General features: G+C 70.2%; 11 protein-coding genes and 1 rRNA gene. 4 read left to right on the top strand and 8 right to left on the bottom strand.

Annotated features, from left to right (window positions below):
- Window positions 1-73: 73 nt before the first annotated feature.
- Window positions 74-526, top strand: a complete 453-nt coding sequence (locus LOZ83_RS33000) for a gamma-glutamylcyclotransferase (RefSeq protein ID WP_236795683.1) — start codon at window positions 74-76, stop codon at window positions 524-526.
- Between the two features lie 80 nt (window positions 527-606).
- Here the strand turns inward: LOZ83_RS33000 and LOZ83_RS32995 are convergent, their stop codons facing one another.
- From LOZ83_RS32995 to LOZ83_RS32970, 6 genes are all read right to left on the bottom strand, one after another.
- Window positions 607-1,572 carry a DUF559 domain-containing protein gene (locus tag LOZ83_RS32995; protein ID WP_236795682.1) on the bottom strand — a complete coding sequence of 322 codons (966 nt, stop codon included), beginning with the start codon at window positions 1,570-1,572 and terminating at the stop codon, window positions 607-609.
- Between the two features lie 133 nt (window positions 1,573-1,705).
- Window positions 1,706-3,001: a M20 family metallopeptidase gene (locus tag LOZ83_RS32990; protein ID WP_236795681.1), complete on the bottom strand. Its 1,296-nt coding sequence runs from the start codon at window positions 2,999-3,001 to the stop codon at window positions 1,706-1,708.
- A gap of 161 nt (window positions 3,002-3,162) precedes the next feature.
- Window positions 3,163-3,474: a hypothetical protein gene (locus LOZ83_RS32985; protein WP_236795680.1), complete on the bottom strand. Its 312-nt coding sequence runs from the start codon at window positions 3,472-3,474 to the stop codon at window positions 3,163-3,165.
- Between the two features lie 58 nt (window positions 3,475-3,532).
- Entirely contained in the window at window positions 3,533-4,522 is a 990-nt protein-coding gene (gene meaB / locus LOZ83_RS32980; RefSeq protein WP_236795679.1) for a methylmalonyl Co-A mutase-associated GTPase MeaB, read from the bottom strand.
- Window positions 4,523-6,685 (bottom strand): methylmalonyl-CoA mutase, encoded by a 2,163-nt coding sequence (scpA, locus tag LOZ83_RS32975; protein ID WP_236795678.1) that lies wholly within the window; start codon window positions 6,683-6,685, stop codon window positions 4,523-4,525.
- Window positions 6,685-8,517: a methylmalonyl-CoA mutase family protein gene (locus LOZ83_RS32970; RefSeq protein ID WP_236795677.1), complete on the bottom strand. Its 1,833-nt coding sequence runs from the start codon at window positions 8,515-8,517 to the stop codon at window positions 6,685-6,687. Before LOZ83_RS32970 ends, scpA begins: the two co-directional genes overlap by 1 nt.
- Before the next feature lie 79 nt (window positions 8,518-8,596).
- Between LOZ83_RS32970 and LOZ83_RS32965 the strand changes: the two genes are divergently transcribed.
- Window positions 8,597-10,276, top strand: coding sequence for a serine/threonine-protein kinase (locus tag LOZ83_RS32965; RefSeq protein ID WP_374202753.1), 1,680 nt, complete (start codon window positions 8,597-8,599; stop codon window positions 10,274-10,276).
- Here LOZ83_RS32965 and LOZ83_RS32960 read toward each other — a convergent pair.
- Window positions 10,266-10,889, bottom strand: coding sequence for a MerR family transcriptional regulator (locus LOZ83_RS32960; RefSeq protein WP_236795676.1), 624 nt, complete (start codon window positions 10,887-10,889; stop codon window positions 10,266-10,268). The two genes, LOZ83_RS32965 and LOZ83_RS32960, sit on opposite strands and share 11 nt — an antisense overlap.
- 105 nt (window positions 10,890-10,994) lie before the next feature.
- Between LOZ83_RS32960 and LOZ83_RS32955 the strand changes: the two genes are divergently transcribed.
- On the top strand, window positions 10,995-11,786 hold the full coding sequence (locus LOZ83_RS32955; RefSeq protein ID WP_236795675.1) for a purine-nucleoside phosphorylase: 792 nt from the start codon (window positions 10,995-10,997) through the stop codon (window positions 11,784-11,786).
- Window positions 11,783-13,417 carry a phospho-sugar mutase gene (locus LOZ83_RS32950; RefSeq protein WP_236795674.1) on the top strand — a complete coding sequence of 545 codons (1,635 nt, stop codon included), beginning with the start codon at window positions 11,783-11,785 and terminating at the stop codon, window positions 13,415-13,417. Before LOZ83_RS32955 ends, LOZ83_RS32950 begins: the two co-directional genes overlap by 4 nt.
- Before the next feature lie 65 nt (window positions 13,418-13,482).
- Here LOZ83_RS32950 and rrf read toward each other — a convergent pair.
- Window positions 13,483-13,599 (bottom strand): 5S ribosomal RNA (gene rrf / locus LOZ83_RS32945).
- Window positions 13,600-13,608: the final 9 nt, after the last annotated feature.

Raw genomic sequence — 13,608 nt, 5'->3', positions numbered from 1 at the left:
GCTGTGTCCACCTTAGGAGGGCGTACCCGGAGTACGTCCGGTCGGGTGAGTGCTGGGCGGTTAGTCTGTCGCGGTGCCGTTGTATGCCGCTTACGGGTCCAACATGGAACCCGCGCAGATGATGGAACGCGCCCCGCACTCGCCGACGTCGGGCACGGGCTGGCTGGAAGGCTGGCGGCTGACCTTCGGCGGCGAGGACCTCGGCTGGGAAGGCGCGCTCGCGACCATCGTGGAGGATCCGGACTCGCGGGTCTTCGTGGTGCTCTACGACGTCACCCCGCTCGACGAAGCCCTGCTCGACCGCTGGGAAGGCGGCGAGCTGGGACTGCACAACAAGATCCGGCTGCGCGTACAGACGATGGACGGTTCCGTCGTGGCCTGGTTCTACGTCGTGGACGCCTACGAGGGCGGCCTCCCCTCCGCCCGCTACCTGGGCGTACTCGCCGACGCGGCCGAAGCCGCCGGCGCCCCCACCGACTACGTCGACGACCTGCGCACCCGCCCCTGCCGCGGCATCGCCACCTGACCCCCCGCGTTGGCCCGCTGCGTCGCCGTGTTTGCGCCCCACGTCGGCGAGTTGGCCCGCTGCGTCGGTGAGTTGGCTCGTCACGCGCTGATCGGGTAACGCCGGTCTGAGAAAGCTCGCCTGATCTCGGCGAGAACCCGGGCAGGATCGGCCAAGTCTTCCTTGCGGGCGCGAATGATCGACCAGCTGCGGCCGGCCAATCGGCGGTCGCGCTCGGCGTCGTACTCATCTCGTCCTTCGTGCGCCTCGTAGCCGTCGTATTCGACGCCGATTCGGAGTTCCGGCCAAGCCAAATCGAGCCGGTACAGCAGATCACCACTCAACGTGAGAATCGGGTGCTGCGTCACCGGATTCGGAAACCCCGCGTCGACCAGGAGCAGCCGCAGCCGGCTTTCCTGGGGCGACTCCGCGCCCGGTGCTCCCAGCGCCAGCAAGGATTCGGCGTTCCGCAGCCCCCGGCGATCATCACGCCGCATCAAATGCAGATCGACCGCATTGGTGAACGCGCTCGCGTCCCGGCCGGACAGGCCTGCGAGCGCCTGATCAAGGCACGCAAGGGCCTTCCAACGGACTTCGGAACACAACAGTTCGGCGACGACCGCGTCCAAGGAGAACATCGGTAATCCAGCCCGCTGGACGACGTCCTCCTCATCGAACCGGTCATGATGAACAACCAAGCCGACGGAGGAGCGGACCCAGCTCGAGTACGGGACGGTGACGTGGACATCCAGGGATGCGGCGACAGTGCAGCCATGCAGGAATGCCGCTGTATTCCGAGACAACACCGCGTCCGTGCCCGCTACGAGCAATGCGGCTGACGCGCGCGTGACCGGGTCGAGCACCCGCTTCCCGTCAACCACCACTCCGCGCCACATCTGGACGAGCACGCCGTCCTTCAACGCGCCGCGAAGCGCGTGTTCGCCGAGGGCTTTGACGAGATCCCGCCGCCGCGCTGCCCCATGTTCTGAATTCGGAATGTCAAACACGTATTCAGACTGGATGCTGGCAGCGGTGTCGTGGCGGCCCCCAACCAAATCTGTGGACAACCCAACCCAATGTGGACAGCCGCAAAACCGCGTGTTTGCCGGCTGCGTAGCCGTGTTTGCCGCGCACACGGCCAACTCACTGACGCGGCCGGCAAACATGCCAGCGCAAGCGGCAAACACGCCGCGGAAGGGGTCAGGCTAGGGCGGTTAGGGCGGTGTGGACCATGCAGCGGACGCCGACCGGGAGTGCTCGCTCGTCGAGCTGGAACGTCGGGCGGTGCAGGTCGCACATCTCGCCTTCGCCGCTCCAGACGCCGAGGCGGAAGAACCCGCCGGGCACGTTTTCGAGGTACCACGCGAAGTCCTCGCCACCGGACGACTGCTCGGTACCGGTCAGCGCATGCTCGCCGAGCGCCGCTTCGACGCCGGCCTGCAGGATCGCCGTGCTGTCCTCGTCGCCGACGAGCGGCGGCACCCCGCGCCGGTAGTCGAGCTGGAACCCGACCCCGGTTGGCGCGAGCAGCGACTCGACGGACGACTGGACCAGCGGCTCCAGCGCCTTCCACACCTCGTGCTCGGCCGTGCGCAGCGTCCCGCGCAGGGTGCCGTCCTGCGGCACGGCGTTGGCCGCCTGCCCGGCGTGCACCGCGCCCCAGACCAGCACGGTCCCCGAGCGCGGGTCGACCCGCCGGGACAGCAGCGACGGCAGCGCAGTGATGATCACGCCGAGCGCGTGCACGAGGTCGGCCGTCAGGTGCGGCCGCGACGTGTGCCCGCCGGGCGAGGTCAGCCGCAGCTCGATCAGGTCCGCGGCCGAGGTCAGCGCCCCGACCCGCGAGCCCACCTTGCCGACCGGCACCCGCGGGTCGCAGTGCAGCCCGAAGATGCGGTCGACCCCGTCGAGCCCGCCGGCGTTGATCACGTCGAGCGCGCCGCCCGGCATGACCTCCTCGGCCGGCTGGAAGATGAACCGCACGCGGCCGGGCAGGTCGGGCGCGGACGCGAGCGCCATCGCGGCGCCCAGCACGATCGCGGTGTGCGCGTCGTGCCCGCAGGCATGCGCGACACCGTCCGTGGCGGACGCGTACGCCAGCCCGGTCGCCTCGGTGAGCGGTAGCGCGTCGATGTCGGCCCGCAACGCCACACAGCCGGGCCCGCTGCCGACCTCGCAGATGACACCCGTACCGCCGGGCAGGACCTGGGGGTCGAGGCCCGCCGAGCGCAGCACGGCGCAGATCATCTTGGTCGTCGCGAACTCCTCGCGCGACAGCTCCGGGTTGGCGTGGATGTGGCGGCGCCAGGCCACGAGGTCACCGGAGTGCTCCCCGAGCCACGCGTCCAGCCAGAACGGTCCTCTCCCCGCACCGAGGTCGGTCACGGGTGCCATGCTGACGCCGTCCTCGGTGATCAGCGCGTCCGATACCCCGAAAGAGGCCGCGCGCCCGTCCGGGTTTCCCGCAAGCCCCCGCCATGAGTCCAGCACGGTCACACCGAACCTCCAAATGCAAAAAGCGTGTAACCCATTTGCCGCAATATTGCACGATGCAGGGGGCAACAACCCCGCCTCTGCGGGGGGCTCGGGACGGCCGGTAGTGGATCTGCGTTGAACGGCATGGGGTACTTCGGCCCATCTGTACTAGCGTTGCCGTTTCACTTACCTTTGGCCTGGTCGGCGGACTTCTTGCGTTTCTTCCGGCGGATACTGCGTCCCCACAGGACGATGCCGAGAAGCACGGCCGCGATGACCCCCACCACGATCTTGCTTTTCGTCTTCTGCGCGTTCGCGCGGGCGTTGTCGGCCGGATCGATGACCGGTCCCGGCTGCGCCTGTTCGGCGAGCGGTACGACGGTGGAAGTCGGCACCGGGGCCGGTGCGGCGACAGCGGCGGCGGGCGCGGTGAACGACAGCAGCACCCCGAGCATCAGCGCGGCCAGCACGCCACGCAGCTTCGTCATGTCCATGCCCTTTCCCTCGACAGGACATAGTCTGCCTGGTCAGGCACCCGGTCGACAAACACCGTCACGTCCGGGAAGAAAACGCTTCCAGGATTCGCTGCGCGGCGAGTGTCGCGGTGAGTGCGCCGTCGCGCACAGCCTGTTCCACTTCGGGCACGATCGCCCGTACCCCGGGGTGCTCGGCGAGCCGCCCGAGCAGCTGCTCACGCACCATCGACCAGACCCAGTCGACCTGCTGTTGCTTGCGCTTGGCGTCCAGTTCGCCCGATTCGAGCAGCTGCGCGCGGTGCCGTTCCAGCTGCTGCCACACCGCGTCGAGCCCGATGTCGTGCAACCCGCTGCAGGTCAGCACGGGTGGTGTCCACGACGCGTCCGGCCCGTAGATCATCCGCAGCGCCCCGGCCAGCTCACGCGCAGCCCGCTTCGCGCCGAGCTCGTGCTCGCCGTCGGCCTTGTTCACCGCGATCACGTCGGCGAGCTCCAGCACGCCCTTCTTGATGCCCTGCAGCTGGTCGCCGGTGCGCGCCAGCGTCAGGAACAGGAAGGTGTCGACCATGTTCGCCACGGTCACCTCGGACTGGCCGACGCCGACGGTCTCCACCAGCACGATGTCGTAGCCCGCCGCCTCCATCAGCACGATCGTCTCGCGGGTCGCGCGGGCGACGCCGCCGAGCGTGCCGGACGTCGGCGACGGGCGGATGAACGCCGCCGGGTCGACCGCGAGCCGCGCCATCCGGGTCTTGTCGCCGAGGATGCTGCCGCCGGTGCGGGTGGACGACGGGTCGACGGCGAGCACGGCCACCCGGTGCCCGGCCTCGGTGAGGTCGGTGCCGAGCTGGTCGATGAAGGTCGACTTGCCGACTCCGGGCACCCCGGTGATGCCGACCCGGCGCGCCCCGCCCGCGTGCGGCAGCAGTTCGACGAGCAGCTCCTGTGCCTGCGTGCGGTGGTCGGCGCGGTTCGACTCGACGAGCGTGATCGCGCGCGACAGCGTGCCCCGGTCGCCCGTGAGCACGCCCTTCGCGTAGGCGCTGACGTCAACCGGGCGAGCCACTCAGGCCTGCTCCAGCTGGTCGAGCAGGCCCAGCGCCGCGTCCGCGATGACCGTGCCCGGCCCGAAGATCGCGGCCGCGCCGGCCGCGCGCAGCTCGTCGTAGTCCTGCGGCGGAATGACCCCGCCCACGACGATCATGATGTCCTCGCGGCCGAGTTTCGCCAGCTCCTCGCGCAGCGCGGGCACGAGCGACAGGTGCCCGGCCGCCAGCGAGGACACGCCGACCACGTGCACGTCGGCTTCGATCGCCTGCCGTGCGACCTCGGCCGGGGTGGAGAACAGCGGCCCGACGTCGACGTCGAAGCCCAGGTCGGCGAAGGCGGTCGCGATCACCTTCTGGCCGCGGTCGTGCCCGTCCTGGCCCATCTTGGCGACCAGGATCCGCGGGCGGCGCCCCTCGTTCTCGGCGAACTTCTCGACGCGGGCGCGCACCTTGTCGACGTTCGCGGTCCTGCCGACCTCGTCCCGGTACACGCCCGAGATCGTACGGATCTGACCCGAATGCCGCCCCCACACCTTTTCCAGCGCCTCGGAGATCTCGCCGACGGTCGCCTTCGCGCGAGCCGCGTTCACGGCCAGCTCCAGCAGGTTGCCTCCGGCGTCGGTCGCAGCGGTGAGCCGCCGCAGGGCGTCCTCGACGACGTCGGCGTCGCGTTCTTCGCGCAGCCGCCGCAGTTTCTCCAGCTGCTGGGCCCGCACCCCGGCATTGTCCACTTTGAGCACGTCGACCTGTTCGTCCTCGGTGACGCGGTATTTGTTGACGCCGATCACGGGCTGCCGCCCGGAGTCGATGCGGGCCTGCGTGCGGGCCGCGGCCTCTTCGATGCGCAGCTTCGGAATACCCGCGTCGATCGCGCGCGCCATGCCCCCGGCGGACTCGACTTCGTCGATGTGCCCCCATGCCTTGCGCGCGAGGTCGTAGGTGAGCCGTTCTACGAAAGCGCTGCCACCCCACGGGTCGATCACGCGCGTGGTGCCGGATTCCTGTTGCAGCAACAGTTGTGTGTTGCGCGCGATGCGGGCGGAGAAGTCGGTCGGCAGGGCCAGTGCCTCGTCCAAGGCGTTGGTGTGCAAGGACTGCGTGTGCCCCTGGGTGGCGGCCATCGCCTCGACGCAGGTGCGCACCACGTTGTTGTAGACGTCCTGCGCGGTCAGCGACCAGCCGGAGGTCTGGCAGTGCGTGCGCAGCGAAAGCGACTTACTCGACTGCGGCGAGAACTGCTTGACCAGCTTGGCCCACAGCAGCCGGGCGGCGCGCATTTTGGCGACTTCCATGAAGAAGTTCATGCCGATGGCCCAGAAGAACGACAGCCGCGGTGCGAACTTGTCAATGCCGAGCCCGGCGTCGAGGCCCGCGCGGATGTATTCGACGCCGTCGGCGAGGGTGTACGCCAGTTCGAGATCGGCGGTCGCCCCGGCTTCCTGCATGTGGTAACCGGAGATGGAGATCGAGTTGAACCGCGGCATCCGCTGTGAGGTGTACGCGAAGATGTCGGAGATGATCCGCATCGACGGCTGCGGCGGGTAGATGTAGGTGTTGCGGACCATGAACTCTTTGAGGATGTCGTTCTGGATGGTCCCGGCGAGCTGCTCGGGCGCGACACCCTGTTCCTCCGCGGCCACGATGTAGAGCGCCATCACCGGCAGCACGGCGCCGTTCATGGTCATGGACACGCTCATCTTATCCAGCGGGATGCCGTCGAACAGCTGGCGCATGTCGTAGATCGAGTCGATCGCCACGCCCGCCATGCCGACGTCCCCGGCGACGCGCGGGTGGTCGGAGTCGTAGCCGCGGTGGGTGGCCAGGTCGAACGCGACGGAAAGCCCTTTCTGCCCAGCGGCGAGGTTGCGCCGGTAGAAGGCGTTGGACTCCTGCGCGGTGGAGAACCCCGCGTACTGGCGGACGGTCCACGGCTGCGTGGTGTACATCGTCGGGTACGGGCCGCGCAGGAACGGCGCGACCCCGGGGTAGGTCTTCAGGAAGTCCACATCGGACAGATCGTCGGCGGTGTAGACGGGTTTGACGCCGATGCCCTCGGGTGTCTCCCAGGTCAGCGCGTCGGGCCCCTTGCCGGTGCTCGCGTGCAGCGCCTCGGCCCAGTCGGTCTGGCCGCCGGGTTCGGGGACACCCAGCTCGATACCGGAGAAGTCGGGGATGGTCATCAGTTGACTCCCAGCGTGTCCAGGGTGCTGGTCAGCACGGCGAGTGCGTCGCATCCGATGTGGACGAACCCGGTGAACTCACCGTACGACTCGTCCGGTTTTCCGGCCAGCAGCACGGCTTTCGCCCCGGCCGCACGCAGTCCCGCGGCGACTTCGCGAGCCTGTTCGCCGTACGAGCGGTCGCTTCCGCACAGGCAGGCGACGGTCGCGCCGCTCTGCCGGAAGGCCGCCACCGGGTCGTCGACGGCGCCCGGGTTGACCGGCTCGATCCCGCCGGCCTGCAACAGGTTCGACGCGAACATGGCCCGCGCGGTGTGCGCGGCCACGGGTCCGAGCGTCGCGAGGAACACCGCCGGCCGTTGGCCGTGCTCGGCGAGGTGCGCGTCCGAGCGATCACGCAGCTGCTCGAACCCCTCGGCGTAGCGGTGCTTCGGCAGCCCACCGTCCACAGTGGACGCGATCGGTGGCCGCGTGACGGGTTTCTCGGCCAGATCGGGGAACTCGCTGACTCCCGTGATCGGGTCCTGGCGAGTCGCCAGTCGCCGCGAACGCTTCTCCCAGGTTTCGGCGAGCCGATCACTCAGGAAGCCGGAGTCCAGCGCGGCGGCGATCCCGCCCGCGCGCTCCAGTTCGGTGAACTCACGCCACGCGGCGTTCGCCAGCGCGTCGGTCAGGTTCTCGACGTACCACGAGCCGCCGGCGGGGTCGATCACGCCGGCGAGCCGGGACTCCTCGATCAGGATCGCCTGCGTGTTCCGCGCGATCCGGCGGGCGAACGCGTCGGGCCGGCCGATCGCGGAATCGAACGGCAGCACGGTGACCGCGTCCGCACCACCGATCCCCGCTGCGAACGCGGCGACGGTCGTGCGCAGCATGTTCACCCACGGGTCGCGCTGGGTGAGCATCGCGGGCGACGTGACGGCGTGCTGCTTCATCCCGCGCGCCGTGCCGCCCGACACCTCGGTGACGCGCGACCACAACCGCCGCGCGGCACGCAGTTTCGCGATCGTCAGGAACTGGTCCGCCGTTGCGGCGAAACGGAATTCGAGCTGCGCGGCCGCGTCGTCGACGCTCAGCCCGGCGTCGGTGAGCGCCCGCAGGTACGCGACGCCCGCCGCGATCGCCGCGCCCAGCTCCTGCGCGTCCGAACCACCGGCCTCGTGATATGGCAGCCCGTCGACGACGATCGTCCGCAGCTTCGGGTGCTTCGCCGCGAGCCGCGCGGCCAGCTCGGCGGCCGGGGCCAGATCGTGCGCGGCGCCGGTGCAGGCGCGCAGGCCGACCGGGTCCGCGCCGAGGTTGCCGATGACCTCGCTGTCGGGGATGTTCCGCTCGGCGAGCACCGCGAGCAGGGCGTCGGCAGCGGCCTCGTAGTCCGCACCGGCGTCGAGCACCACGGGGGCGAGATCGACGTAGACGCCGTCGAGGGCGTCGGCCAGCGAAGACGGCGCCACGCCACGCAACCACACCGAACTCGCGCCGTGCTCCAGATCCGCGAGAATGGCCTGGTTGTCCGCGTTCTCGTGCAGGACACGCACATCCCAGCCGGTGTCCACGACCCCCTCGGGCCGGGCACCGCGCACGAACGGCGCGATCCCGGGGAATCCGGCGTGCCCGGCCTCGTCATCCGCGGTGTACAGCGGCTGGATGTCGATGCCGTCGTAGGTTTCGGTGGTCAGCAGGCTCTCGGGAGCACCGTCGAAGTCCGGCGGCAGCGCCCCGCTCTTGCGGAGTACCCCGGCGACGAGCTCCTGCCACTCCGCGCGCCCCGGCGTGGCGAACTCGGCGGCAAGTGCCAGCTCATCGGGCCCCGTTGTCCCAGCCTGAGTCATAGTCAACGATGGTAGGGGCCCGCCCGGACCGGCAAGTGTGAGCCTGCTCGCGGTGACCTCCGGCGGCATCCGCCACAATATGCGGGTGCCCACCGAGAGCGAGGACTCCCGCGTCATCGCCGGACGCTACCGGCTGCGCTCGGTGCTGGGTTCGGGCTCGATGGGTACCGTCTGGTCGGCCTACGACGAGTTCCTGCAACGCCCGGTAGCCGTCAAGGAGATCCGCCTGCCGCCCGGCGGGACCGCCGGGCAGGCCGATGAGCTGCGCGAACGCACGTTGCGCGAGGCCCGCGCGATCGCCGTGCTGTCTCACCCGAACGTGATCATCCTGCACGATGTCGCCCGCGAGGACGGCGAGCCGTTCGTCGTGATGGAGCTGCTGCCGTCGCACAGCCTGGCCGAGCTGATCCGCGAGCACGGGCCGTTGACGGTGGAACAGGCCGCCGCCGTGGGCGATGCCGTCGCCGCCGCGCTGGAGGCCGCGCACGCCGCGGGGATCACGCACCGCGACGTCAAGCCGGGCAACGTGCTGGTCGCCGACGACGGCCGGATCAAGCTCACCGACTTCGGTATCGCGCGCAACGTCTCCGAGGCGACGATGACCCGCACGGGCATGACCCTCGGCTCGCCGGCCTACATCGCGCCGGAAGTGGCCTCGGGTAAGGCCGTCACGCCGAGCGCGGACCTGTGGGGCCTGGGCGCAACGCTGTTCAACACGCTCGAAGGCCACCCGCCGTACGACGCCGACGGCGACCCGCTGGAGACGATCGGCAAGGTCGTCAAGGGCGAGGTGCCGCGGCCGTCGCCGGGGCCGCTGGCGCACGTCATCGCCGGCTTGATGGCGAAGGAGCCGCGCGACCGGTTGTCGCTGCGGGAGGTCCGCCAGCAGCTGTACCCGATGCTCACCAAGGCGCCGCGGGTGCTGTTCAGCCCCGAGATGTTCCAGCAGGCGGCGGGCCGGCGCGCGGACGCGACGGACACGCGCGAGATGTCGCCGGCGCCGAAGCCCGCGGCCAAGCCGACCGCGGGGGAGAGCCAGGAACTGGCGTCGGACCCGGGCCCGCTCCCCTTCGGCCCCGCTCCCGCGCCGAAACCCGCCGCGCCCGGACGCGGCGTGACCGCGACCGCCGTGCTGACGACCGTCACGATCCTGCTGTTCCTGATCTCGGCGGCCGGCGGGTTCGTCGCGGCCCGGGTGATCGGCGCCGAACCGGTCGGCCCGCCGACGAAGCAGAGCAGCTCGACGACCGTCGAACCGCCGCCGACGAAGTTCGAGCGCCGCACCGGTGACGCGTCGAGCGTGCGGGGCCAGGACGCGACGTTCTCGGTCGAGGTGCCGCAGGACTGGACCCGCTTCACCGGCTCCGGCGTCGGGGACAACCTGCCCCCGTCGACGCTGGTCGAGTGGGTTTCCCCGGACGGGGCGCAGATGCTCGCGGTCGACCATATCGGCGGCTTCTTCCCCGGCTACACGATCGACCAGTACCTCAAGGGCCTCGCGTCCAGCCGCGGGCTCGCGTACAGCCAGGTGCGCCCGGCCGAGCGGCTGACCGACGGCAAGGACGGCTACGCGCTGACCTACCGCACGTTCGACAAGGGCAGCAACGGCAGCCAGATCAGCCGTACGACGTTCGCCGAGGTCTTCCGCTTCAACGCAAGCCTGTGGGCGGTGAGCGTGACGGTGCCGACGGAGCAGGAGAACACCGCGCGCGCCGAGCTGTACGAGCGGATGGCGCCGACGTTCTCGATCACGGGGTGAACCGGCCCTCGGACGCCTTCCGCTGGGCGATCCGCCGCAGCGCGGCGAACAACGCGTCGCCGAGGACGGTCCCGACGACGGCGCCTTCGACGATCGACTCGGTCGAGGGCAGTTCGGCCACCACGCCGACGTCGAGTTCCCCCATCCGCTCGGCCAGCTCGGCGTAGTCCGGCAGCGTGTCGAGCAGCTCGGTGCGGCCGAGATGCTCGAACGCGGCGACCGTGCCGAGCAGTGATTCGACGAGCGGATCCCCCGGCCTGAGGTGCCAGCCGTGCGCCTCGGCGATCGGTTCGAGCTTGGCCAGCGCCCACGCGCGGTCTTCGTCGTCGAGCGGCATCTTCGGCGTCGGCAGCCCGTGCTGCGCGACGCCGAGGATCTGGTGGGTCGAGGTCTGGTGATCCACCGCGTCCAGCACGTCCCGGACGTCCGCCAGGGACATGCCGCCGATCTCGAGCAGGGCGCGAACGAGTTTGAGGCGGCGGACGTGCGCCTCGTCGTAGCGCGCCTGGTTGGGGCTGGTCAGCTCGCCGGGCGGGAGCAGTCCCTCGCGTAGGTAATACTTGATCGTCGCGATCGAAACGCCGGACCGCGCGCTCAGCTCCGCCATCCGCATCGTCGAGCACCCTCCTGTGAATCTACTCGATATGGATACCCTAACTTCCTATTGCGAACAGGGCGGTGCGGCGAGGGCAGTGTGCACCCGCTCTAAGCTCGCGGCATGAGCGAAACCGACCTGGCCGAAGCCGCGGCGGCCACCATCGCCGAGCGCACCGGGCATGCCAAGCACGACATCGCCGTGGTCCTCGGTTCGGGCTGGCGGCCCGCGGCCGACGTCATCGGCGAGGGCGACACCGAGATCCCGCTCGGCGAGCTGCCCGGCTTCGAGAAGCCCGAGGCGGTCGGCCACGGCGGCACGGTGCGCTCGGTCGGGATCAACGGCAATCGCGCGCTGGTGTTCCTCGGCCGCACGCACCTGTACGAGGGCAAAGGTGTCGGCCGGGTCGTGCAGAACGTGCGGACGGCGGCCGCCGCCGGGGTGCGGACGGTCTTGCTGACGAACGCGGCGGGCGGGCTGCGCGAGGGGTTCCAAGTCGGCCAGCCGGTGCTGATCTCCGATCACCTGAACATGACCGCGACCTCGCCGATCACCGGTGCGAACTTCGTCGATCTCGTGGACCTGTACTCGCACCGGCTGCGCGACCTCGCCCGCGAGATCGACCCGAGCCTCGCGGAGGGCGTCTACGCCGGGCTGCCGGGGCCGCATTTCGAGACCCCGGCCGAGATCCGCATGCTGCGCACGGTCGGCGCGGATCTGGTCGGCATGTCGACGGTGCTGGAGGCCATCGCCGCGCGGGCGGCCGGGGTCGAGGTGTTCGGGCTGTCGCTGGTGACGAACCTGGCCGCCGGCATGACCGGTGAGCCGCTGAGCCACGTCGAGGTCATCGAGGCCGGTCGCGCCGCGGCCGAGCGGATGGGCACGCTCCTGCGGGAGCTGGTGGCGCGGGCGTGAACGACAGGCTGCGCGAAGCGGCGCTCGCCTGGATTGCCGAAGACGTCGAGCCCGGCACCCGGCAGGAGCTGGAAACCGTGCTGGCACAGGCGATGGACGGATCGTCGGACGCGCTGGTGGATCTCGCGGACAGGATGAGCGGCCCGTTGACGTTCGGCACGGCGGGCCTGCGTGGTCCGGTGCGTGCTGGACCGAACGGGATGAACACCGCCGTCGTGGTCCGGACCACTGCGGGGGTAGCTACTTGGCTTGCGGCGCACGGGAAGGACCGCCAGACGGTGGTCGTCGGCCGGGACGCGCGGCACGGTTCCGAACGGTTCGCTCTGGCAGCGGCCGAGGTGTTGTACGCGGCGGGGTTCGACGCCCGATTGCTGCCCGGTCCACTGCCGACGCCCGTGCTCGCCTTCGCGGTGAAGCACCTGGGCGCGGCGGCGGGTGTGCAGATCACCGCGTCGCACAATCCGCCGGCGGACAACGGGTACAAGCTCTACGACGACAGCGGCTCGCAGATCGTGCCGCCGTCGGACGGCGAGATCGAGGCCGCGATCGCCGCGGCACCACCAGCGGTGGATGTGGCCCGGCGGACCGGTGTTCCGGTGCTGGGTGACGAGATCGTCGATGCCTACCTGGCGCGGGTCGCGGCGATCCCGGCCGGCACGTCGCGGGCGTTGCGGGTGGCGGCGACGGCGCTGCACGGGGTCGGCGCGGATGTGTTGCAGCGGGCGCTGGCCGGTGCGGGGTTCACGGATGTGCACCTGGTGGCGGAGCAGTCGAAACCGGACCCGGATTTCCCCACGGTGTCGTTCCCGAATCCCGAGGAGCCAGGTGCGACGGATCGGCTGCTCGCGCTGGCCGCGGAGGTCGACGCGGACCTGGCGATCGCGCTGGACCCGGACGCCGACCGGTGCGCGCTCGGCGTCCGGGACCGGGACGGCTCGTGGCGGATGCTGCGCGGGGACGAGACCGGGGTGCTGCTCGGCGAGCACGTGCTGAACACGACTCGCGCCGCGGATCCGCTGGTCGCGACGACCATCGTGTCGTCGTCGATGTTGGGCCGCATCGCCGCGGCGCACGGTGCCCGGTATGCGGAGACACTGACCGGGTTCAAGTGGCTGACGCGCGCCGGCGACGGGCTGGTGTTCGCGTACGAGGAAGCGTTGGGGCTGTGCGTGAACCCGGACTTCGTGCGGGACAAGGACGGGATCGCCGCGGCCGCGCTGGCCTGTGATCTTGCCGCGACGCTGAAAGCGACGGGCCGGTCGCTGCTCGATGTGCTGGATGAGCTGGCGGTCCGGCACGGGGTGCACCTGACCGAGCAGTTGTCCTTGCGGGTGACGGATTTGAGCGTGCGCGCGACAGTGCTCGAAGCGGTGCGCACCGCTCCGCCAGTGGCCTTGGCCGGCGTCCCCGTCTCGACCGAAGACCTGCTCCCGGAGACCGATGCGGTCCGTATCTCGGGTCATGGCCTTCGAGTGGTGATCCGGCCGTCCGGTACCGAGCCGAAGCTCAAGACGTATTTGCAGGTGACCGAGCCGCCTTCAGCGGCGTTGTCGGAGGCGAGGGCGGTGGCAGCTACCCGGCTGGCCGCCCTCCGCACGGATCTCGACGCAATACTGTCGGGTCAGCAATAGAAAAACCCCGAGGCTTCGGGAGAATTCTCGATTCTCGACCGAAGCCCCGGGGCTTCTCAATTTGAGTTCGGCGGTGTCCTACTCTCCCACACCCTGGCGGGTGCAGTACCATCGGCGCTGGTGGGCTTAGCTTCCGGGTTCGGAATGGGACCGGGCGTTTCCCCACCGCCAAAACCACCGAAACACTCACG

Origin of the sequence: Amycolatopsis sp. GM8 (genome assembly GCF_021653975.1) — a bacterium.
GTDB lineage: Bacteria > Actinomycetota > Actinomycetes > Mycobacteriales > Pseudonocardiaceae > Amycolatopsis_E.
Note: the sequence above shows the minus strand (reverse complement) of the source record. Positions and strands in the feature narration are given on the sequence as shown.

Excerpts from the sequence above, each read along its gene's own strand:
- LOZ83_RS32960 (WP_236795676.1), bottom strand. The coding sequence starts at position 10,889 with ATGCGGATGGCGGAGCTGAGCGCGCGGTCCGGCGTTTCGATCGCGACG.
- LOZ83_RS32965 (WP_374202753.1), top strand. The coding sequence starts at position 8,597 with ATGCGGGTGCCCACCGAGAGCGAGGACTCCCGCGTCATCGCCGGACGC.
- LOZ83_RS32955 (WP_236795675.1), top strand. The coding sequence starts at position 10,995 with ATGAGCGAAACCGACCTGGCCGAAGCCGCGGCGGCCACCATCGCCGAG.
- LOZ83_RS32970 (WP_236795677.1), bottom strand. The coding sequence starts at position 8,517 with ATGACTCAGGCTGGGACAACGGGGCCCGATGAGCTGGCACTTGCCGCC.
- LOZ83_RS32985 (WP_236795680.1), bottom strand. The coding sequence starts at position 3,474 with ATGGACATGACGAAGCTGCGTGGCGTGCTGGCCGCGCTGATGCTCGGG.
- scpA (WP_236795678.1), bottom strand. The coding sequence starts at position 6,685 with ATGACCATCCCCGACTTCTCCGGTATCGAGCTGGGTGTCCCCGAACCC.